The organism is Bradyrhizobium sp. NBAIM01 (assembly GCF_020194115.1).
Classification (GTDB): Bacteria; Pseudomonadota; Alphaproteobacteria; order Rhizobiales; family Xanthobacteraceae; genus Bradyrhizobium; species Bradyrhizobium yuanmingense.
Genome location: NZ_JADYVU010000005.1, coordinates 40,944 through 62,123 on the forward strand (window position 1 = coordinate 40,944; position 21,180 = coordinate 62,123).

Below are 21,180 nucleotides of genomic sequence, written 5' to 3' on the forward strand. Positions count from 1 at the left end.
AACGTGCGGTGAGCTGCCGGCGAAGCAGCATGCGCGGGAGGAATCGAATGTCAGCGGAAAGACACAAGACCGATGCAAGCGGCGCTTCTACGGTCGATATTTCCGCCCTCCGTGCCCGTTATCGCGACGAGCGCGACCGCCGTCTGCGCGCCGAGGGCAAGGCGCAGTATGTCGAGGTTGCGGGCGAGTTCGGCCGTTATCTCGACGACCCCTGGGCCGATCCCGGATTTGCGCGCGCGGCCATCAACGAAGCGACCGAAGTGCTCATCGTCGGCGGTGGCTTCGGCGGCCTGCTGTGTGGCGCGCGATTGCGCGAGGCCGGCATCGCGGATTTTCGTATCGTGGAAAAGGCCGCCGACTTCGGCGGCACCTGGTACTGGAATCGTTATCCCGGCGCCGCCTGCGATACCGAGAGCTATATCTACCTGCCGTTGCTGGAAGAGACCGGTTACATGCCCGTGCGCAAATATGCCCGGGCGCCGGAGATCTACGAGCACTCGCGCCGCATCGGCCGTCATTTCGACCTGTACGAGCGCGCGCTGTTTCAGACCGTCATCTCGCGGATGACCTGGCAGGAGCATGAGGCGCGGTGGCTGGTCGAGACCAACAGGGGCGACCAGATCCGCGCGCGCTTCGTCATCCTCGCCGGCGGTCCGCTGAGCCGTCCGAAGCTGCCGGGGATTGCCGGCATCGAGACGTTCAGAGGTCACAGCTTTCATACCAGCCGCTGGGATTACGGCTACACCGGCGGCAACGCGGATGGTGGCCTGACCGGTCTTGCCGGCAAGCGCGTCGGCATCATCGGCACCGGCGCCACCGCCGTGCAATGCGTGCCGCATCTCGGCCGCTCCGCCAAGGAGCTCTATGTGTTCCAGCGCACGCCGTCCGCAATCGGCGTTCGCGACGATCGTCCGACGGACCCGGCCTGGGCGCAGAGCCTCAAGCCAGGCTGGCAGCGCGAGCGCATGGACAATTTTACGGCCGTGATTTCAGGCGAGCCGTTCGAGCAGGACCTGGTGCAGGACGGCTGGACCGGCCTGCTCGGCGAAATCCTGCTGGCACCGCGCCGGCAAAAGCAGCCGGTGACTTCGATTGAGGAAGCGCTGAAGGTCATCGAGCAGGCCGACTACCGCAAGATGGAGGAGATCCGCGCGCGCGTCGACACCGTGGTCAAGGACGAGGCGACCGCGGCTGCGCTCAAGCCCTGGTACAAGGCGTTCTGCAAGCGGCCCTGCTTCCACGACGAATATCTGGACACCTTCAACCGTCCCAACGTGCATCTCGTCGATACCGGGGGAAAGGGCGTCGAACGCATCACCGAGAATGCCGTCGTCGCCGGCGGCAAGGCCTACGAGCTCGACTGCCTGATCTATGCCAGCGGCTTCGAGGTCGGCACCGATTACGCGCGCCGAATGGGCTTCGAGGTCTATGGCCGCGACGGCATGAGCCTGTCCGAGCGCTGGCAGGACGGCGTCAAGACGCTGCACGGCTTCTACAGCCGCGGCTTTCCGAACTGCTTCCTGATCGTCACCGTGCAGGCCGGCCAGAGCGCCAATTTTCCGCACATCATCGACGAGCAGTCGCAGCACATCGCCTATGTCATCAAGCAGGCGCGCGAGCGCAACGCACGCACCCTGGAGCCGACGCTTGCGGCCGAGAACGCCTGGGTCGAGGAGGTCGTCAAGGCCGCGCTCGGTCGGCAGACCTATCTCGCCGAATGCACGCCGGGCTACTACAATAACGAAGGCGTGTTCGATCCGATCGCGGCAAGAAACAGCCAATATTGGCGCGGGCCGGTGGCATTCCTGCGGCTGCTCGACAAATGGCGCAAAGAGGGCAACCTGGAAGGCCTCGAATTGTCCTATGATCGGGCCATGGAGTCGGCGCATTCCAGCGGGTAAGATTGCGCCGCCGAGCGGTACAGGACAGGAGAGGTCGGGCATGATCAGGGGCAGGGCTGTTGCGGGAGCGGTTCTTGGCGCAATGACGCTGCTCGGTTGCCTGGCATCCTCCGCCGAGGCCGCGCAATGCGGCAGCTCGCCGGCCGGCTTCGAGGCCTGGAAGCGCGAGTTCAGCGCGGAGGCTCAGGGCAAGGGCATCGGCCCCACCGCACTGTCGGCGCTGATGCAAACGAACTATGCCAGCGCCACGATCGCGGCCGACCGCGGCCAGCGCAGCTTCTCGCTGACGCTGGACCAGTTCCTGGCCAAGCGCGGCGCCACCACCATCGTCGCCAAGGGCCGGCAGCTCAAGCAGTCGCAGGCCGCCTTGTTCGCCTCGATCGAGCAGCGCTATGGCGTCCCGCCCGGGCCGCTGATCGCGATCTGGGGCATGGAGACCGGCTTCGGCAGCCAGCGCGGCAACCAGAACATGCTGTCGTCGATTGCGACCCTCGCCTATGACTGCCGCCGTCCCGAATTCTTCACCGACCAGCTCTATGCCGCCCTGAAGCTGATCGACCGCGGTACGCTGTCGGGATCGACCCGCGGCTCCATGCATGGCGAGGTCGGCCAGACCCAGTTCATGCCCAAGAGCATTCTGGCCTACGGCACCGGCAATCTCGAAGTTGCGGCCAATGCGCTGAACTCGACCGCGAATTTCCTCAAAGCCCATGGTTGGCGTGCGGGAGCCGGATACCAGCCGGGCGAGCCCAATTTCGCTGCCATCGAGGCTTGGAATGCCGCTGGTGTCTATCAGAAGGCGATCGCGCTGATGGGCCGGCAGATCGACGAGGGCGGGAGTGCTGCGGCCTCACGCTGAGCTCTTGCTCAGCGACGTGTGATGCGACGGCGAGAGAAAGTTGTTGCCTTCTGGAACCGACGGCACGAGGTTTGCTTTGATCAAGTTCAGGGCTGGGCATGAGGAGACTCAACATGGCTACCCAGATCGTGATGGACCAAACTGGCGATACGCGCCACGAGTTTGATCCTGGCAACGCCGAGGCGCTGGCGCGAGCCGAACGGCGCTTTCGTGAGCTGACCGGAGCGGGCTTCACCGCCGCGCTTCGAACCGGACCCGGCGAAGTGACCCGGATCCGATCGTTCGATCCGACCGCGCAGGAAACGCTGTTCTATCCCCGCCTGGTCGGCGGTTGATCTGAGCTGCTCATGATCGCGGCAGTTTGGCTCCGCGCGCCGGCGCGTGCGCGCTTGCATGCGCTGCGTGAACTCTATCGCCGCTTCTTCGGCGAGAACACGCCGGATGCGCGTGGCCGCCGGCTTCTGGCCGAATGGCTGTCACCGGCGCAGCGCGCTCAATTCGAGCAGTTTCGGTATTTCGACGTCGTCGGTTGCGACACCGGCCGGACCTATCGCATCCACTACGGCACAGCCGCCAACGTCCACGAGGTCGATAGTGAGGGGCGCGCGACGATGGGGTGGTGCTTCGTCCCGTCAGGCTTCCTGGTACCGGGCGATGTGATGTTGGCGCAGAAGATCGCGCTCGAGACGGACGAGAGGGGGGCGCTTGCGCTCGCCAACCGGTTTCCGCCGGCGACGCATTCCGAGCACTTCTACCGGCGACCTTTCTAGAGCATGATCCGGAGGAAAAGTGCGGAGCGGTTTTCCAAAAAGATCATGCTCAAACAACAACCTAAAGCGCGATGACGATTCATCCTAATCGCATCGCGCTTTAGCGTCAGAACGGTCAGGAATGCGTAGTGCGGTAAGCGTCGAACGCATGCGCCGCGAAGACGCCGATGCTGCACAGCGCGAGCAGGGCTGAGATCAGCTCGATCATAGCTCGTCCTCCCGCAGCGGCTGGGCAACGAGATTCTGGCAGCACGAATATTCGTAGATCAGGTCGAGGATGAACTGCATGGTGGCCGTCCCTGTATTTATTTTGACAACTACTTAAGCGGCCATCTGTTTCAGGCGTGTTTCGTCGCATCGGGAAAGGGGTTTCGTCAGGAACCTTGCGCTGGTTTGTGCGCTGCGGGCCCGCTATATCCCTCATGGCTCAGTCGATTTTGAGCCGTCTCTTCGGGAGCGGCACGTCATTTTGCGAGGCAAAATCATGGCGCAGGTCGAGTGGTTCGACGATCTCACCATCGGAATGCAGTTCAAATCCCCCGAAGTCGTGGTCACCGAGGCCGACATCAAGCGCTTTGCCGCCGAGTTCGATCCGCAGCCGATGCATCTCGACCACGAGGCGGCGAAGCAGACCCTGTTCAAGGGGCTTGCCGCCTCGGGATGGCACACCGCCGCGATCGCCATGAACCTTGCGATCCAGACCCGTCCGTTCGGCCCGCATCCGCTGATCGGCGCCGGTGTGGACGGCCTGCGCTGGACCATGCCGGTGCGGCCCAACGACCGCCTGCATCTGGTCGGCGAGGTCATGAGCCTGACGCCGTCGAAATCGAAGCCGCAAGGCATCGCGCTGGTGAAATGGACCATGTTCAACCAGAACGGCGAGGAGGTTTACACCTTCACTCCGATCGCGATCGTGCCGCGGCGGGGATAGGACGGCCGCCGGCCGTTCGCCTCGCCCTCTTGCGAGCCGCCGGGAGAGGTGGTCATCTCGGCGCGGGGAACGCGCTGGAGGCCGACATGAAACGATCTCTTCTTGCCGCCGGAATTCTCGCTTGCGTCTTGAGCGCAACCGCCTCGAGCTCGAGGCCCGCGCTTGCGCAACAATCCAAAGTCGGCGACTGGACCATCGAGAAGCGGGCGCAGGACACCCATTGCAATGCCAGCCGCGGCTACAAGGACAAGGATGACGAGAACCGCGACTACGTCATCGTGATCACCTATTCCGAGCAGGCGATCGTGATCGTGATGATCTACGACGGTTGGGAATGGGACAAGGCCGGTGAGATCCTCCGGGCCGATGTCGGCACCGACGATGCCGACATCATGAAGAAGGCCAAGTGGGAGGTCATGGACAAGACGACGGTGCGCGGCATCTTCGCATACGACCAGTCGATCATGGACCGCCTCGCGAAGGCCAAGCGCCTCACGCTGGACTTCGAGGACGACGACGATGACAGCATCGAGATGCAGATCCCGCGGGCCGGCGAGGCGCTGGCGGCGCTGAAATTCTGCGAGGAGAACCGGAAATGATGGTCCCGCCGGGGGCGTGCCGCGGCGGGACGCTGTTCACTCGGCAGGCCCCTGGACCGGCGCTGCGCTGATGTCACTGCCGTGATGAACCAGCGGCTTCATGCCCGTGACGGTTCTGAGCAGCACATAGAACACCGGCGTCAGGAACAGGCCGAACACGGTGACGCCGATCATGCCCGAGAACACGGCAACGCCCATGGCGCGCCGCATCTCCGAGCCGGCGCCGGTCGAGAGCACCAGCGGCAGCACGCCCATGATGAACGCCATCGACGTCATCAGGATCGGGCGTAGCCGCAAGCGGCTAGCTTCGATCGCAGCCCGGATCGGCGTGCGCCCAGCGAATTCGAGCTCGCGCGCGAATTCGACGATCAGGATCGCGTTCTTGGCGGAGAGGCCGACCAGCACGATGAGGCCGATCTGGGTGAAGACGTTGTTGTCGCCCTTGGAGATCCAGACGCCGAACATCGCGGCGAGCAAGCCCATCGGCACGATCATGATGATCGACAGCGGCAGGGTCAGGCTCTCATAGAGCGCGGCCAGCACCAGGAACACCAGCAGGATCGCCAGCGGAAACACCCAGATGCCGGAATTGCCGGCGATGAACTCCTGATAGGTCAGGTCGGTCCATTCGAAGGCAAAGCCCGGCGGCAGCACCTCCGCCGCGATCCGCGTCGCCGCTTCCTGCGCCTGGCCCGATGAAAAGCCCGGCGCAGCCGCCGCGTTGATATCGGACGAGAGGAAGCCGTTGTAGCGTATCGCGCGCTCCGGCCCCGCGCTCTGGCGGATATTGAGCAGCGCCGACAATGGCACCATGTCGCCGGACGACGAGCGCACCTTCAACTGCCTGATGTCGTCGGCGCGGGCGCGGAACGGCGCATCGGCCTGGACGCGGACCGAATAGGTGCGGCCGAACTTGTTGAAGTCGTTGACGTAGTAGGAGCCGAGGTAGATCTGCAGCGTGTTGAACACCTCGGTAACGGGCACGCCCAGCTGCAGCGCTTTGGTGCGGTCGATGTCGGCGAACAGCTGGGGCACGTTGACCTGGAAGCTGGAGAACACGCCCGCGATCTCCGGCGCCTTCTGCATCGCCGCCATGAAGGCGGTGGTTGCCTCGTTCAGGGCGTCATAGCCGAGACCGGCGCGGTCCTCGATCTGCAGCTTGAAGCCGCCGATGGTGCCGAGGCCGTTGACCGGCGGCGGCGGGAACATGGCGATGAAGGCTTCCTGGATGCCGGCATATTTCTTGTTCAGCTCGGCCGCGATCGCAGGGCCGCTGAGCGAGGGATCCTTGCGCTCGTCGAACGGCTTCAGCGTCGAGAATACGATGCCGGCATTGGATGAGTTGGTGAAGCCGGAGATCGACAGGCCCGGGAAGGCCACCGAGCTCTCGACACCGGGCTGGGTCAGCGCGATGTCGCTCATCCTGCGGATCACCTCTTCGCTGCGGTCGAGCGTGGCGCCGTCGGGCAGGCGGGCGAAGCCGACCAGATATTGCTTGTCCTGGCCCGGCACGAAGCCGCTCGGCACCTGCTGGAACAGAAATGCGGTGAGTCCGACGAGGACCACATAAAGGCCCATCATCGCGGACTTACGCGAGATCACCTTGCCGACGCTGCCGCTGTAGTTCTCCGAGGACCGCGTGAACGCCTTGTTGAACCCGCGGAAGAACCAGCCGAGGCTCTTCTCCATGATCAGCGTCAGCCAGTCCTTCGGCTCGTTGTGGCCCTTGAGCAGCAGCGCCGACAACGCCGGAGATAGCGTCAGGGAATTGATGGCCGAGATCACCGTCGAGATCGCGATCGTTAGCGCGAACTGCTTGTAGAACTGTCCCGTGAGGCCGGAGATGAAGGCGAGCGGCACGAACACCGCGATCAGCACCAGCGCGATCGCGATGATCGGGCCCGAGACCTCGCGCATGGCCTGATAGGTGGCATCGCGCGGCGACAGCCCGGACTCGATGTTGCGCTCGACGTTCTCGACCACGACGATGGCGTCGTCGACAACGATGCCGATAGCGAGCACCAGGCCGAACAAGGTGAGCGCGTTGATCGAGAAGCCGAACACGTGCATCACGGCGAAGGTGCCGACGATCGACACCGGCACGGCCAGCAGGGGGATGATCGAAGCCCGCCAGGTCTGGAGGAACAGGATCACCACCAGCACCACGAGAGCGATGGCTTCCAACAGCGTGTGGATGACGGCTTCGATCGAGGAGCGAACGAACTGAGTCGGGTCGTAGACGATCTGGTAGGACACGCCCTCCGGCATGTTCTTCTTGATCTCCGCCATGGTGGCGCGGACGTTGTCGGAGATCTGCAGCGCGTTGGAGCCGGGCGCCTGGGAGATCGGGATTGCCACCGCATGCTTGTTGTCGAGCAGCGAGCGCAGGCCGTATTCGGACGCGCCGAGCTCGATGCGCGCGACATCGCGCAGACGAACGACCTCGCCGCGCGTGCCGGTCTTGACCACGATGTCGCCGAACTGCTCCTCGTTGGCGAGCCGGCCTTCGGCATTGACCGAGAGCTGGAGATCGATGCCTTTGACGTTCGGAGAGGAGCCGACCACGCCGGCGGCAGCCTCGACGTTCTGCGCCTGGATGGCGCGCACGATGTCGCTTGCGGTCAGGCCGTGCTCGGCCGCCTTCTGCGGATCGACCCAGACCCGCATCGAATAGTCGCCGGCGCCATAGAGCTGGACGTCGCCGACGCCGTCGATCCGCGCCAGCCGGTCCTTGACGTTGAGCACGGCATAGTTGCGCAAATACGTCATGTCGTAGCGGCCGTTCGGCGACAACAGATGCACCACCATGGTGAGGTCGGGCGAGGACTTCTTGGTGATGATGCCGAGCTGGCGCACGACGGCCGGCAGACGCGGCTCGGCCTGCTGCACGCGGTTCTGCACCAGCTGCGTCGCCTTGTCGGGATCGGTGCCGAGCCGGAACGTCACCGTCAGCGTCATCGCGCCGTCGGTGGTCGCCTGGCTCGACATGTAGAGCATGTTCTCGACGCCGTTGATCTGCTCCTCGATCGGGGTCGCCACTGTCTCCGCGATAACCTTGGGGTTGGCGCCGGGATAGGTCGCGCGCACCACGACGGAGGGCGGCACGACGTCCGGATATTCCGAGATCGGCATCGCGAACAGCGAGATCAGGCCGGCAAGGAAGATCAGGACCGACAGCACGCCGGCGAAAATCGGACGATCGATGAAGAACTTTGACAGATTCATGGCCTTGCCCCTGGGCAATATCCTGATGTTCTCCGAGACCTCCACTCGTCATTCCGGGGTGCGCGAAGCGCGAACCCGGAATCCAGAGGTGATGTGTTCGGAGTTTCGTACGCTCGAGATTCTCAGGTGCGCAATTGCGCACCGTAGTTCGCGCGATGCGCGCCCCGGGATGACGGGGTGCATTAACGCTGCACCACGTCCTGGTTGCTGTGGTTCGACGCCTGCTGCGGCCCCCGTGCGCCCATCGCCGCCACCTCCGTCTTGAGGAGGGCTCCCGGACGCACGCGTTGCAGACCATTGACGACGATGCGGTCGCCGGACTTCAGGCCCGAGGTGACGATGCGAAGCCCATCGACCGCGCCGCCGAGCGTGACCGGCCGGTAGACGGCGCGGCTGTCGTCGCCGACTGCCATCACGAACTTCTTGTCCTGGTCGGTGCCGATCGCGCGCTCGTCGATCATCACCAGCGCCTGTTGCTTCGGCTGGCCCATGCGCACGCGCGCGAACTGGCCGGGGATGAGACGCCCATCGTCGTTGCGGAACACCGCGCGGACACGGATGGTGCCGCTCTGGCCGTTGACCTGGTTGTCGATCAGCTGGATGTTGCCCTTCGCGGACAAGCCGCCCGAGGTCGTCATCTCGACCGGGATCTGGTCGAGCTTGCCGCGTTGGCCGGAAGCATCGGCGATCGAGTTCAGCGCGCGCAGCACCACCTCTTCGTCCGCATCGAACGAGGCGTAGATCGGATTGACCGAGACCAGCGAGGTCAACACCGGCGAGGCGGTGCCGGCGGCGACGAGATTGCCGACGGTGACCTCGATCTTGCCGACGCGGCCATCCACGGGGGCGCGCACTTCGGTGTAGTCGAGATTGAGCTTTGCGGTCTGCAGCGTCGCCTCGGCCGCCTTGACGTTGGCGATTGCTTCGCGATTGGCGTTGTCGCGCTGGTCGTAGTCCCGCCGGGTGACCACGGCGTTGCCGACGAGCTGTGCGCCACGCTCGAGCTCGCTTTGGGTGAAGACGACGCGCGCTTTGGCGGCCTCGAGCTGGGCGGCAGCTTTGTCGACCTCGGCCGCATAGGGGGCGGGATCAATCTTGAACAGCACGTCGCCGGCCTTCACCAGCGCGCCCTCGGTGAAGTTCGCCGACATGATCGCACCCGCAACGCGGGGGCGGAGCTCGACACGGTTGATCGCCTCGAGCCGGCCGGAGAAATCGTCCCACAGCACGGTCTGCCGCGGCTCGATCATCGCGACGGTGACGGAAACGGCTTGTTCAGCTGCGGCCGCCGGTGCGGTCGCTTGCGCCGCATGAAAATAGCGGCCGGTCACGATCGAGCCGGCCGCGGCGAGGGCGCCCACGATGGCGACGCCGCCCAGAAGGCGGCGGAAATGGCCAGTGCGGGAGGTATTTTGGGAGGGATGCATTTGCGCGCTCCAGATATGTAGTGTTCACTACAGATGTGGAGCTGGATACCGCAGTGCAAGATACTTATGTACCAATCACTAAGAAAATTGTACGCCGATACCGCGACGATTGGAAGATACAAGAAAAAGAAAGCTAGAACAAATAGATAGGATCCGGCGTTAGGCTGAGACAGCACGCCGAATCCGAGGAGACAGGCACATGGGCATGGGACGCCCCCGCGAATTCGACGCCGAAACGGCGTTGGACCAGGCGATGGAAGTGTTTTGGCGCCATGGCTATGAGGGCGCGACCATAGCCCAGCTCACGGAGGCCATGGGCATCAATCCGCCCAGTCTCTACGCCTGCTTCGGCAACAAGGAAGGCCTGCTGAAGGCTGCGCTCGACCGCTACACCACGCTGCGCAACATCTGGATGGACGAGGTGGTCGCAGCGCCCACCGCCCGAGCCGTCGCCGAGCGAATGCTGATGGGCATCGCCGACAAGCAGACCGATCCCGCCAATCCGCCCGGCTGCCTGCTCGTGCAGGGCGGCATCGCCTGCGGCACCGGCTCAGAAAACGTCCCCTTCGAGCTCGCCGCCCGCCGCGCCCAGAACGAGGACCAGCTCCGCGACCGTTTCGTCCGGGCCAAGGCGGAGGGCGATCTCAAGGAGAGCGCCGATCCGGCCGCGCTCGCGCGCTATGTCTCGGCGGTGGCGGTCGGCATGGGCGTGATGGCGTCTTCAGGCGCCGATCGTGAAGCGCTGCGGCAGGTCGCTGATGTCGCCGTGCAGGCGGTCGAGGCGCAGTCGGCGGAGGCGATAGAGACGAGTGGCAGGGCGCTGCGCTGAACGACGATCTGCCCGCTCGGGAGCGCGATAGATCGCAAGGCCGCTTAGCTCAGGTCGTGAAGGTCCTTTCCAAGCGGCGGTGTCAGACGAAAGTTCGAGAACACGACTTCCAGTCCCGCCCGCTCGGGCGTGCAGGCCATCGGGCCCACAAGATAGGAGCTTGCTGCCGGAAACGGCGCTAGCCGCATGAGAGGCCAGGTCTTGCCATCGGCCGAGACTTGTAGACGAAGGACGCCGTCGGCGACGCTTGCGCGGACCCAGAAGTCTCCGGCATCATGCTCATAGGGTGCCGTTGCCCAGTCCGATCGCCCGTCGGTTAGCACGCTTGCAAGCATGGCGCGGCCGTCCGACAGTTCGATGCCGGCCTTGACCCAATGTCGCGCGTCGATGCGCACCATGATGCCCGCCTGATCGTAGAGCGTCTGGAAGTCGCCCTGTACACGTAAGCTGGCGGTGAATGCCTCGCGGGTTGGAAAGCCCAGGAAATGCCCGCTGTCACGATTAAAGCCGTAGTAGGTTTCGCGCCAGAAATCGGTGCCTTTGTCCGTCACGACCTGGAGGCGATCGTCCTCTGCCGTCCATCGTTTCGGTTCGTTCAACCACACGCCGTCACTTCTGAGGAGAGTCATTTCCAACCTCGATTGCCGATGCCTGCCGTGGCTCGATCCATCTGCCGGACAAGCATGGCCTCGTGCAAACTGCGATCGGGCGCGTGCATAGAGTTCAGCCTCGCGCCATCGACAGTGGTGCCGATGTCGAGGCCGGCTCACGTTTCATAGCAGCCATGGCTTCCGACCGGTTAACGGCGTCGGCGCGAGTTGCGGATTCACGATCGGCGATCATGCAACTTTGCGCCTGTTCTGCCCGACGTGTCAAACGGCCTTCGCCGGCAGGACCCGCACCATGCGGCGCGAAATTCTTCAATGATTCGTACTGTGCATGGGGTTGTTTTCGCATTTTTGTTTGAGCGTGCCCGGAGCCTGATCATCCAGCGCCGCAAACCGTATCGATACGGGAACCCCTAAGAGTTTTTACATACAGTTCTGGCACGTTCCGTGCGTGAATATCCGCAACCTGCATCGTGTCTCATTGCGCGCACGAAAAGATGGGGCCTGCGGGCATCGAGGGGGCGTAAGCCATGACTGCACTTGCTTCGGACGCCGGTCGCGCCAGGAGTGGGATCGTGCCGATCCTGTTGTGCGTCGTGCCGTTCAGCCAGATTCCGCTCGATGCCTATACGCCGGGCCTGCCGCAGATGGTGGTGGATCTCGCAGCTGACGCGGCGTCGATGCAGAACACCGTCACCGCTTACATGCTCGGCATGTCTCTGGCGCTGGTGCCGGTCGGTATCGCCTCGGACACTCTCGGCCGCCGCAACGTGCTGCTCGCAGGCCTGTCGGTCCTGATCGCGATGAGCATCGCCTGTGCGATGGCCACCAGCGCCTCGCTGCTGCTCGGCTTGCGCTTCCTGCAAGGCATCGGCGGCTGCACTTGTCTCGTCGTCGCCTATGCGGTCGCAGCCGATTGTTTCCGCGGCCGCGAGCTCACCGCGATCTCCGGCTTGTTGGGTGCCGCCTGGGGCCTTGCGCCGGTGCTGGCGCCGGCAGCCGGTGGCTTCATCGTCGAGCTGACCTCGTGGCGCGGCGTCTTCGTCGTCATTGCCGTCGCCGCGGCGATCGTCGCCACGATCGTCGCATTTCTTCTGCCCGAAACATTGCCGGCAGAGCGGCGCGCGCCGTTCGATCCGCGCCGCACTGCCGGTATCTTGCGCGATGCGCTGGTCCGCCCGGGCTTCCTCGCCTTCGTGCTGGTGTTTGCCGCGGCGGCCAGCGCGCAGCTGGCGTTCGGCGTCGTCGCGCCGTTCTTCTACCAGACCGGTCTCGGCTATTCGGCGGCCATCTACGGCCTCGTCGCACTCGGGCTTGGCGGGGTCAATCTCGCCGGCGAGCTCGGCTGCGCGCATTTCGCACGCTTCATGCCGGCGCGCATGCTGGGCTTCGGCGCCTTCGCGCTGTTCCTCGCCGGCTCTGCGGTCCTGAGCGTAACGGGCATGACCCTAGGTCTGGATTTTACGTCGATCACGATCGGCGGCGCGCTGGTGCTCGGCGGCTGCGGCGTGCTGTGCCCGATGATGTACGGCATGGCGCTTGGCCTGTTCGAACGCGACCATGGCCTGGTTGGCGGCCTCATCAGCGCGCTCTGCTATCTCGCCGTGAGCGGTGCCATGGCGATCACGGCGGTGTTGCCCGAAGCGACACAGGCGCCGATCGGATGGCTTTATCTCGGGCTCTGCGCCATTGCGGGGACGCTGCTCGCGATCTCGCTGCCGTCGGCGCGGCAAGCGACACACAGTTAAATAAGGAACCAAATCATGGCCACGGTCGGAATTCGCGGCACGTTCTTCGATTTCGTCGACGATCCCTGGAAGCACGTCGGCAACGAGCCGGCCGCCGCGCGCTTTCACCAGGATGGTCTCATGGTCGTCACTGACGGCGTGATCAAGGCGTTCGGTCCTTATGACAAGATTGCCGCCGCCCATCCGGGCGTCGAGGTCACCCACATCAAGGACCGCATCATCGTTCCCGGCTTCATCGACGGCCACATCCATCTGCCGCAGACGCGCGTGTTAGGGGCCTATGGTGAGCAGCTCCTGCCGTGGCTGCAGAAATGGGTCTACCCGGAAGAGCTCAAATACCGGGATCGCGACTACGCGCGCGAGGGCGTGAAGCGTTTCCTCGATGCGCTGCTCGCCTCAGGCACCACCACCTGCCAGGCCTTCACGAGCTCCTCGCCTGTTTCGACCGAGGAGTTGTTCGAGGAAGCGAGCAGGCGCAACATGCGCGTCATCGCGGGCCTCACCGGGATCGATCGCAACGCGCCGGCCGATTTCATCGATACGCCGGAAAATTTCTATCGCGACAGCAAGCGGCTGATCGCGCAGTACCACAACAAGGGCCGCAATCTCTACGCCATCACGCCGCGCTTCGCCTTTGGTGCCTCGCCGGAATTGCTGAGAGCGTGTCAGCGTCTCAAGCACGAGCATCCGGACTGCTGGGTCAACACCCATATCTCCGAGAATCCGGCCGAATGCAGCGGCGTGCTGGTCGAGCATCCGGACTGCCAGGATTATCTCGGTGTCTACGAGAAGTTCGACCTGGTCGGTCCGAAATTCTCCGGCGGCCACGGCGTCTATCTCTCCAACAACGAGTTCCGCCGCATGTCGAAGAAGGGCGCGGCGGTGGTGTTCTGCCCGTGCTCGAATCTGTTCCTCGGCAGTGGCCTGTTCCGCCTCGGCCGCGCCACCGATCCCGAGCATCGCGTCAAGATGTCGTTCGGCACCGATGTCGGCGGCGGCAACCGCTTCTCGATGATCTCCGTGCTCGACGACGCCTACAAGGTCGGCATGTGCAACAACACGCTGCTCGACGGCAGCATCGATCCCGCGCGCAAGGACCTCGCGGAAGCCGAGCGCAACAAGCTCTCGCCCTATCGCGGTTTCTGGTCGATCACGCTCGGCGGCGCCGAAGGCCTCTACATCGACGACAAGCTCGGCAATTTCGAGCCCAGCAAGGAGGCCGATTTCGTCGCGCTCGATCCGAACGGCGGGCAGGTCGCGCAAGCGTGGCATCAATCGCTGATCGCCGACGGTGCCGGCCCGCGCACGATGGACGAGGCCGCGAGCATGCTGTTCGCCATCATGATGGTCGGCGACGATCGCTGCGTCGACGAGACCTGGGTGATGGGCAAGCGTCTCTACAAGAAAGGCTGAGGCGGACCGCTGCCAATGAGCGCATCTCCTGATACAGCCGGCCAGCCGGTCGCTCTCGTCATCCAGCGCCGCATCGCCGACGACGGTTTTGCTGCGTTCGCCCGGTGGAACGGCGAGGTCGGCGAGGTGCTCAAGGCCTGGCCCGGCTTTCTCAGCCTTGAGGTGGTGCCGCCGCAACCGCCGGCGCATGTGGACTGGGTGACGATCCTGCGTTTCGCGAGCCCGGCTGCGGCACGTGCCTGGCTGCAGAGCGAGGTGCGGGCGAAGTTGATCGCGGAAGTGCAGCGCTTCTTCGTCGGTTCGGAGGACGTCCATATCCTGCCCGACACCGGCGTCCCGCGCGACAGCGCGGTCTCGGCCGTCATCTCATTCAAAGTCCCTGATGGACTCGAGGACGCGTTCCTGAAATGGCAGCAGCGCATCCAGGCGGCGGAGGCCGAGTTCAAGGGATTTCTGCGGCACAAGATCGAGCGGCCGATTCCGGGCCTGCACGACGAATGGATCATCATCCTGTCTTTCGACAGCGATGCCAATCTCAATGCGTGGCTCGACTCGCCGTTGCGGCAGACGCTGCTGAAGGAGGGCGCGCGCTTCAATGCCGGAATGCACGTGAGGCGGGCGAGCTACGGCTTCAATTTCTGGTTCCCGGCCGGCAAGACGTCGGCCCCGGAGCAAGGGCCCGGTTTCATCTGGAAGAGCAACCTGATCGTTCTCCTGGTCCTTTATCCCGTAGTCTACCTCTGGGGCTATTTCATCAGCGCGCCCCTGATCGACCGAAACGGCGTGCCGGTCTGGCTGTCGCTGTTCATCGGCAATCTCGTCAGCACGCAGCTGCTCGGCTGGTGGCTGGTGCCCGCCGCCTTCAAGGCGCTCGACTGGTGGGTGACGCCGAAGGCGACGATCAGTCGCCAGATCGCGGGGTACGTGCTGCTCGCCGTGCTCTATGCCGGGTCGATGGGCCTGTACGCGCTGCTGCTCGCGTGGCATTGGGGACGGTGAGACCGTCAACCGTATCGACGCGGAGGAGGACGGTCGCTGGACATCGACGACCATGTTCGCCCTGACGTTTCTCGGGACATCGGCGAGCGTTCCCTCGGCGGAGCGCAACCATCCGGCACTCCTTGTGGAAGCCGCAGGCAAGCGCGTCCTGGTCGATTGCGGCGAGGGCACGCAGCGCCAGCTGCTGCGCAGCGGCGCCGGCTTCCGGCGGCTCGACCGCATCCTGCTCACCCACGCCCATCTCGACCACGTGCTCGGCATCCCCGGATTATTCTCGACGCTCGGCTTGCGGCAGACGTCCGAGATAATGACCGTTCACGGCGGCGCGGGCACGCTCGACCTCGTCACCCGCATGCTCGCCGGCCTGTGGGGCGCGGGCAGGGCGCCGATCGCCGTCCAGTTCGAAGCGCTGACCGAGGGACGAGCTATCGATACCGGTGAATTCGCCGTTGACTGTTTTCCGGTCCGCCACCGCGACACCGACAGCTTCGGCTTCATCTTCCAAAGCCCCGCGCGCCGTCATCTGCGGCCTGATCGCCTCATCGCGCTGGGTGTCCCCGACGGTCCGTTGCGCGGCGAGTTGGCCGCCGGCCGACCGATCGTGGTTGCCGACCGAACTATCGATCCGGAAGACGTCCTCGGTCCGCCGAGCGGCGGCAGCAAGCTCGTCGTGATCGGCGACACCGAGACCACCGATGGATTGTCGCAATACGTGGCCGGCGCCGACATGCTGGTGATCGAGGCGACGTTCCTCGATCGCGACGCGCCGACCGCGCGGAATTACGGCCATCTCACCGCGGCAGAAGCGGCCTCCTTTGCCGCCGCGAACGAGGTCGGACAGCTCGTGCTGACGCATATGTCGGGACGCTACGAAGACGCAGAGATTCTCGCCGAGGCGGCAAAAATCTTCCCGAACACCCGGATCGCCGCAGACTTCGACCACATCGTCGTCTGATCAAACCTGCTCTGACCCCCGATCCATCCACCGCAGCGCTTGCCAGCCCAGATGCGAGCGGGTAGAAGGCTGCCACGCCTGAGCCGCGATTGGCGCGATGCGCTTCCCGGCCACAGTCGAGCAAATCGGTTAAGTCTTTGAATTTGCTCGACTATTCCGTTGGGGAATGGTGTAACGGTAGCACAACAGACTCTGACTCTGTTTGTCTTGGTTCGAATCCAGGTTCCCCAGCCACGCACTCCCACGTACGCACATCTACGATCTACTATTCCCGGCACCCGGTCGATTCTGCTCACTTTGAGATGACCTCAGCGATCTGTCCGACAATTTTCTCCGGATGGGGACAGCCAAGAGCCAAGCGTAAGCCAATCCGAGCCCTCGCGGAGAGGTTCGCTCGACGCGCGAATGGCAGCTTTGCCAAACCGGACTAGACATCTGCGCGATGGAGGAGTTGACCGCGAAATCGGTGCGTCCGGGCGTGAACATCATGATCGTGCTTCGTCGCCCGCTCGTGCTGGCTCACATGCTCGGCCTAGCTCGGCAGGAAGAATCGCCCGATCGACGCCGGGGCGCCCGCCGCTTGGCGCGCCAGCTGAACGGGAATGCGATGATCACGTCGCGTAGGCAGCTATAAGCTGTCAGACGAGGGTTTCCGATCCGTCTGGACTTGCTTTGATGAGATACTCGCCGCTTTCTCTGAAACTGCGAACTGTTGCAAAGGTATCTTCCATAAACTGCACGTAGGACAGCTTGCCGTTCTCGCCGCGCGCCAGAACCGCGAAAGGTGATGTGACGGTTTTACCCAGAATGTTTGACGTGTAAGTAAAGGAGCCAAAGATCGCGGCGCCGTTCTTATTTTCAAAACTGTCCTGAATTTGGAAGTCGTCTATCGTCCAATAACGACTGACGTCGATAAAGGTCTGAACCAGTCCCTCGGTGCCTTTGTTTGTTCCGGCCCAAGGCATGATCTGCTTCAGTTCCGCGTGTTCATAGTTGAGCGATACATAGATGAAGTCATCAGTCGTAAATTGTTTGACGAAATCCAGATCGGTCGGATTCGACAAAATCGACCGCAGTACCGCCAAAGGCGATGCCGTCGAGGCGGGTTCGGCTGTAGACGACCTCTGGGCAAGAGCGGGCGCACGAGTGGACATGGTGGGTTCCTCCTTTAGGAAATTCTAGGAATCGAGGCGTCAGTGTTGCTTCAATTGACCTCCCTTACGCGATTGCGCCTGCATCAACGGTCAGGGTGGCGCCAGTGATCACGCTTGCCGAAGGGCTGGCCAGAAAGACCACAGCATTCGCGATTTCGCGCGGCTCAGCGAATCGCCCCAGCGATGTAAGACTCTTCTGGACAGCGGAAGTCGGCCCGTCCGCCGGATTGGCATCCGTGTCTACCGACCCGGGTTGGACAAGATTCACGGTGATGCCCCTAGGGCCAAGTTCACGCGACAAGCCGCGCGTAAAGGAGATCAAGGCAGCCTTGGACATCGCATAGGCGGTCACTCCGGGAAACGGGACGCGCTCGCCGAGATCCGATCCGATCGAGATGATGCGACCTCCTGCGGAAAGATGGGGAATGACAGCCTTGGCAAACAGAACTGGCGCTCGCACGTTGACGTCCATCAGAGTTTGGTATTTGGCCACGTCAAGATCAGCGATCAGTCCGTACTGACCGATCGCCGCATTGTTGACGAGGATGTCGAGTCCGCCGAGCCCCGAGACGGCTTCTTGCACGGAGCGTACGATGGCGCCCGGGTCCGCGCTGTCGGCCTGGATTGCGACCGAGCGCCGTCCTGTCGCCTCCACGGACTTGACCACCGCGTTGGCTTGTTCGACCGAACGCTGAAAGGTGAACGCCACGTGCGCGCCGTTCTCAGCCAGCGCCAAGGTAATTGCGGCTCCGATGCCCCGCGCCCCGCCAGTCACCAACGCACGCTTCCCGTCCAGATGGATCATCGTTGTCCTTTTCTTTCATCTTCGAATTTGAGCACGGCCTCATATCAGGCGCCCGATATGCTCCGCCTTGTATGGGCAGGGCGGCTCATCTGGTCCCGTCCAGGCGCGGCCCGTGTCTCTCTGCGACACGGGCCCTTGAGGGCGAAGCCCCTTGGTCGTAGCCTGCTATCGAACTGCTCCCGCAGCTTTCTCGGGGTTGAACCCGTCGAAGCTTTCGAAGACGCCCATGAATCCCGGGACGGTCGCTTCGCGCGCCCAGTCGCGCTGGAGCTCGCAATACATCTGCACCCGGCTGATCAGCTTGGCACCGGCCTGCTCGATGCGGCGCAGCGCCGCCTCATGCGCGGCCAGCGACGTCCCGCCGACCGCGTCGACCGGCACATAGACCTCATAGCCCTCCTGGATCGCGTCCAGCGCCGGGAACGTCAGGCAGGCTTCGGTCCAGAGCGCGGTCATGATCAGCTTGTGGCGGCCGATCGCCTTCACCGCCTGCTTGAACGCTGTGTCCTCCCAGCTGTTGATCGAGGTCCGGTCGTATGTCGGCAGGTGCCCGAGGACGGCCTGCAGTTCCTGAATGGGTGGCTTGTTGCGGCCGGTTGCAACATTGACCGTCGAATGGACGATCGGAAGCTTGTAATGCACGGCCGCCTTGGCGGTGCTCACGATGTTGAACACCAGCTCGTCGCGCGGAATCGAGCGGATCGAGGACACCTGAATCGGCTGATAGTCGATGATGATGAATGCCGCGTTCTGCGGCGTCAGAAGATGGTCGGTCTGCGGATTGCGGATCGGTTCACTGGCCATTGCTGGGCCTCTCTTATCGGTCGGGGTTCTGCGCTGGGAATGGGCCGGAGCCCGGGCTCGCGCGGACGAGTGAGCGCACACCCTTCCGCAAGGAAAAGGGGCCGGACCCACACGTGAGTCCGGCCCCACAGTCACGCCGCGGCGGTGACGAAGCGCCCGCTGTTGAGGTCGTCGATGGCTTGGCGGGTTTCCGCCTCGCTGTTCATGACGAATGGCCCGTAGCCCACGATCGGCTCGTCGATCGGATCGCCGGTGAGGACCAGCAGCTTCGCCACTCCGTTCGCGTGAATGGCGACATCGCTGCCCTTGCGGTCGAGCAGCAGCATTTCCGCCGCACCCGCGTCCAGACTGCGGCCGACCGTGACATGCCCAGTCAACACCACGATCATCGCGGTATGCCCCTCGGGCAGGTCGAGCGTGAGGTCCGCATCGGCCTTCAGGCTCAGGTCCCACACATTGATCGGCGTGAACGTGCGGGCCGGTCCTTTGATGCCGCGATACGCGCCGGCGATGACCCGCGCCTTCCCCGCACCATGCGGGAGCGAGACGTTGGGAATGTCCGCCTTCGCGATGCCCTGATACCCGCCCGGTGCCATCTTGTCCTTGGCCGGCAGGTTGACCCAGAGCTGCACCATGCGGAGCGGTCCACCCGCCTTGGCAAAGCCCGCCGAGTGATATTCCTCATGGAGAATGCCGCCGGCGGCCGTCATCCATTGCACATCGCCGGGCCCGATCACCCCGCCATTGCCGGCGGAATCACGGTGCTCGACCTCGCCTTCGTAAACGATGGTGACGGTTTCGAAGCCGCGATGGGGATGCTCGCTCACGCCTCGCCGATGCATGGTCGGCGCGAAGGTATACGGTCCCGCATAGTCGAGCAGGAGGAACGGGCTAATATGCGCGCCCAGTGTGTTGTACGAAAAGAGCGAGCGCACTGGAAAACCGTCGCCCACCCAATGCTGCCGGTCATTGCCGTACCGGCCGAGTACCGTCTTGGCCATGTTGCCCTCCTGACGCGGTCGAGCTGCGTCGCTTCACCAACAAAAGACTAAAAGCGCGACGATGAAGCTCAAAGATTGCCATACGGGACGCAGCGTCCTATGCTTAGGACGATGCAGGACTTCAATGACCTCTACTATTTCGCCTCCGTCGTCGAGCACGGGGGCTTCGCGCCGGCGGGCCGTGCCCTCGGGATTCAGAAATCGAAACTGAGCCGCCGTATCCTTCTGCTTGAGGAGCGCCTTGGCGTTCGCCTCCTCAATCGCTCGTCGCGTCGCTTCTCGGTGACCGACATCGGGCAGGACTTTTATGAGCGCTGCGTCGCGATGATCGTCGAAGCCGAGGCGGCCGAGCAGATTGTCGCCGCGGTGCAGGCGGAGCCGCGCGGCGTGGTGCGCATGAGTTGCCCGAGCGGCCTGCTCTCCTTCCAGTTCGGCGAACTGATCGCGCGCTTCATGATGCAGCAGCGCGGCGTGCAGGTGCGGCTGGAGAGCACGAACCGCCGCGTCGATGTGATCGCCGAAGGATTCGACCTCTCGATCCGTGTGCGATTTCCGCCGCTTGAGACCAGCGATCTCGTGATGCGCTGGCTCGATGAAAGCAGCCAGTGTCTCGTGGCTGCATCCTCACTCATCCACGGCACAATAAAATCGCCGGCGGATCTCCACGGCCTTCCCAGCCTCGACCAGGAGCGACCGGATCGGGTCCATGCCTGGGACCTGCACCATGCAGATGGCCTAGCGACCTTGGTGCCGCATACACCGCGCCTGATCACCGACGACATGTCAGTCCTCCGCGATGCGGCGATTGCCGGCGCAGGGGCTGTCCAACTCCCGACCATCTTTGTCGCCGACGACATCAAGGCGGGACGCCTCGTCCACGTCCTTCCTGACTGGAGGCCCCGTTCGGGCATCGTGCACGCCGTATTCCCGTCGCGCCGGGGACTTCTCCCCTCGGTTCGCGCGCTGATCGACTTTTTCGTCCGCGAATGCGCGATCCAACGCGCCCAGGCCGACAAGATCGTCCCGCCAATCGTCAGCGACAGGCTGGATTGAGCGCCGGGCGCCGGCAGTCATCCACGAAGGGCAGCCAGTTCCGGGCGTGTTCCCAGGATTGATTGCAAGGCGTTCGGGGCATGCATCGCCATCTCACCA

The 21,180-nt window shown here is 63.8% G+C and carries 19 protein-coding genes and 1 tRNA gene; 13 read left to right on the top strand and 7 right to left on the bottom strand.

What is annotated here, in order from left to right; translation table 11 throughout:
- Positions 1–47: 47 nt before the first annotated feature.
- From I6F31_RS17930 to I6F31_RS17955, 6 genes are all read left to right on the top strand, one after another.
- Positions 48–1,901 carry an NAD(P)/FAD-dependent oxidoreductase gene (locus I6F31_RS17930; protein WP_225185864.1) on the top strand — a complete coding sequence of 618 codons (1,854 nt, stop codon included), beginning with the start codon at positions 48–50 and terminating at the stop codon, positions 1,899–1,901.
- Positions 1,902–1,941: 40 nt separating this feature from the next.
- The gene (locus I6F31_RS17935; RefSeq protein ID WP_036001257.1) at positions 1,942–2,760 is read left to right on the top strand and encodes a lytic murein transglycosylase; all 819 of its coding nucleotides are present in this window, start codon (positions 1,942–1,944) and stop codon (positions 2,758–2,760) included.
- Positions 2,761–2,873: 113 nt separating this feature from the next.
- The gene (locus tag I6F31_RS17940) at positions 2,874–3,095 is read left to right on the top strand and encodes a hypothetical protein (protein WP_007592399.1); all 222 of its coding nucleotides are present in this window, start codon (positions 2,874–2,876) and stop codon (positions 3,093–3,095) included.
- Positions 3,096–3,107: 12 nt separating this feature from the next.
- Positions 3,108–3,530, top strand: coding sequence for a hypothetical protein (locus I6F31_RS17945; RefSeq protein ID WP_036001255.1), 423 nt, complete (start codon positions 3,108–3,110; stop codon positions 3,528–3,530).
- Between the two features lie 484 nt (positions 3,531–4,014).
- Positions 4,015–4,461, top strand: coding sequence for a MaoC family dehydratase (locus tag I6F31_RS17950; protein WP_036001252.1), 447 nt, complete (start codon positions 4,015–4,017; stop codon positions 4,459–4,461).
- A gap of 86 nt (positions 4,462–4,547) precedes the next feature.
- Entirely contained in the window at positions 4,548–5,060 is a 513-nt protein-coding gene (locus I6F31_RS17955; RefSeq protein ID WP_036001249.1) for a hypothetical protein, read from the top strand.
- Between the two features lie 36 nt (positions 5,061–5,096).
- Here the strand turns inward: I6F31_RS17955 and I6F31_RS17960 are convergent, their stop codons facing one another.
- Positions 5,097–8,285 (bottom strand): multidrug efflux RND transporter permease subunit, encoded by a 3,189-nt coding sequence (locus I6F31_RS17960; RefSeq protein ID WP_036001401.1) that lies wholly within the window; start codon positions 8,283–8,285, stop codon positions 5,097–5,099.
- A gap of 182 nt (positions 8,286–8,467) precedes the next feature.
- Positions 8,468–9,712, bottom strand: coding sequence for an efflux RND transporter periplasmic adaptor subunit (locus tag I6F31_RS17965; protein WP_036001246.1), 1,245 nt, complete (start codon positions 9,710–9,712; stop codon positions 8,468–8,470).
- A gap of 199 nt (positions 9,713–9,911) precedes the next feature.
- Here I6F31_RS17965 and I6F31_RS17970 point away from each other — a divergent pair, with 199 nt between their 5' ends.
- On the top strand, positions 9,912–10,541 hold the full coding sequence (locus I6F31_RS17970) for a TetR/AcrR family transcriptional regulator (RefSeq protein WP_225185865.1): 630 nt from the start codon (positions 9,912–9,914) through the stop codon (positions 10,539–10,541).
- Positions 10,542–10,585: 44 nt separating this feature from the next.
- On the opposite strand, the gene I6F31_RS17975 is transcribed toward I6F31_RS17970, so the two are convergent.
- Positions 10,586–11,170, bottom strand: coding sequence for a DUF1349 domain-containing protein (locus I6F31_RS17975; protein WP_225185866.1), 585 nt, complete (start codon positions 11,168–11,170; stop codon positions 10,586–10,588).
- A 509-nt stretch (positions 11,171–11,679) separates the two neighbouring features.
- Between I6F31_RS17975 and I6F31_RS17980 the strand changes: the two genes are divergently transcribed.
- The 5 genes from I6F31_RS17980 to I6F31_RS18000 all read left to right on the top strand — a co-directional run bounded on the left by I6F31_RS17980 (position 11,680) and on the right by I6F31_RS18000 (position 16,498).
- Positions 11,680–12,897 (top strand): multidrug effflux MFS transporter, encoded by a 1,218-nt coding sequence (locus tag I6F31_RS17980; RefSeq protein WP_225185867.1) that lies wholly within the window; start codon positions 11,680–11,682, stop codon positions 12,895–12,897.
- A gap of 15 nt (positions 12,898–12,912) precedes the next feature.
- On the top strand, positions 12,913–14,310 hold the full coding sequence (gene guaD, locus I6F31_RS17985) for a guanine deaminase (protein ID WP_225185868.1): 1,398 nt from the start codon (positions 12,913–12,915) through the stop codon (positions 14,308–14,310).
- A 15-nt stretch (positions 14,311–14,325) separates the two neighbouring features.
- Positions 14,326–15,309 carry an antibiotic biosynthesis monooxygenase gene (locus I6F31_RS17990; protein WP_225185869.1) on the top strand — a complete coding sequence of 328 codons (984 nt, stop codon included), beginning with the start codon at positions 14,326–14,328 and terminating at the stop codon, positions 15,307–15,309.
- A gap of 52 nt (positions 15,310–15,361) precedes the next feature.
- On the top strand, positions 15,362–16,264 hold the full coding sequence (rnz, locus tag I6F31_RS17995) for a ribonuclease Z (RefSeq protein ID WP_225185870.1): 903 nt from the start codon (positions 15,362–15,364) through the stop codon (positions 16,262–16,264).
- A 160-nt stretch (positions 16,265–16,424) separates the two neighbouring features.
- Positions 16,425–16,498 (top strand) — tRNA-Gln (locus tag I6F31_RS18000).
- 404 nt (positions 16,499–16,902) lie between these two features.
- Here the strand turns inward: I6F31_RS18000 and I6F31_RS18005 are convergent.
- The 4 genes from I6F31_RS18005 to I6F31_RS18020 form a co-directional block, all read right to left on the bottom strand.
- The gene (locus I6F31_RS18005; protein ID WP_225141492.1) at positions 16,903–17,418 is read right to left on the bottom strand and encodes a nuclear transport factor 2 family protein; all 516 of its coding nucleotides are present in this window, start codon (positions 17,416–17,418) and stop codon (positions 16,903–16,905) included.
- Positions 17,419–17,482: 64 nt separating this feature from the next.
- Positions 17,483–18,223 (bottom strand): SDR family oxidoreductase, encoded by a 741-nt coding sequence (locus I6F31_RS18010; protein WP_225112188.1) that lies wholly within the window; start codon positions 18,221–18,223, stop codon positions 17,483–17,485.
- 165 nt (positions 18,224–18,388) lie between these two features.
- Positions 18,389–19,027, bottom strand: coding sequence for a hydrolase (locus I6F31_RS18015; protein WP_225112189.1), 639 nt, complete (start codon positions 19,025–19,027; stop codon positions 18,389–18,391).
- Positions 19,028–19,158: 131 nt separating this feature from the next.
- On the bottom strand, positions 19,159–20,028 hold the full coding sequence (locus tag I6F31_RS18020) for a pirin family protein (protein ID WP_225185871.1): 870 nt from the start codon (positions 20,026–20,028) through the stop codon (positions 19,159–19,161).
- A gap of 111 nt (positions 20,029–20,139) precedes the next feature.
- On the opposite strand from I6F31_RS18020, the gene I6F31_RS18025 reads away from it, so the two are divergent.
- Positions 20,140–21,081, top strand: a complete 942-nt coding sequence (locus tag I6F31_RS18025) for a LysR substrate-binding domain-containing protein (protein WP_225112276.1) — start codon at positions 20,140–20,142, stop codon at positions 21,079–21,081.
- The last annotated feature ends 99 nt before the right edge of the window (positions 21,082–21,180 follow it).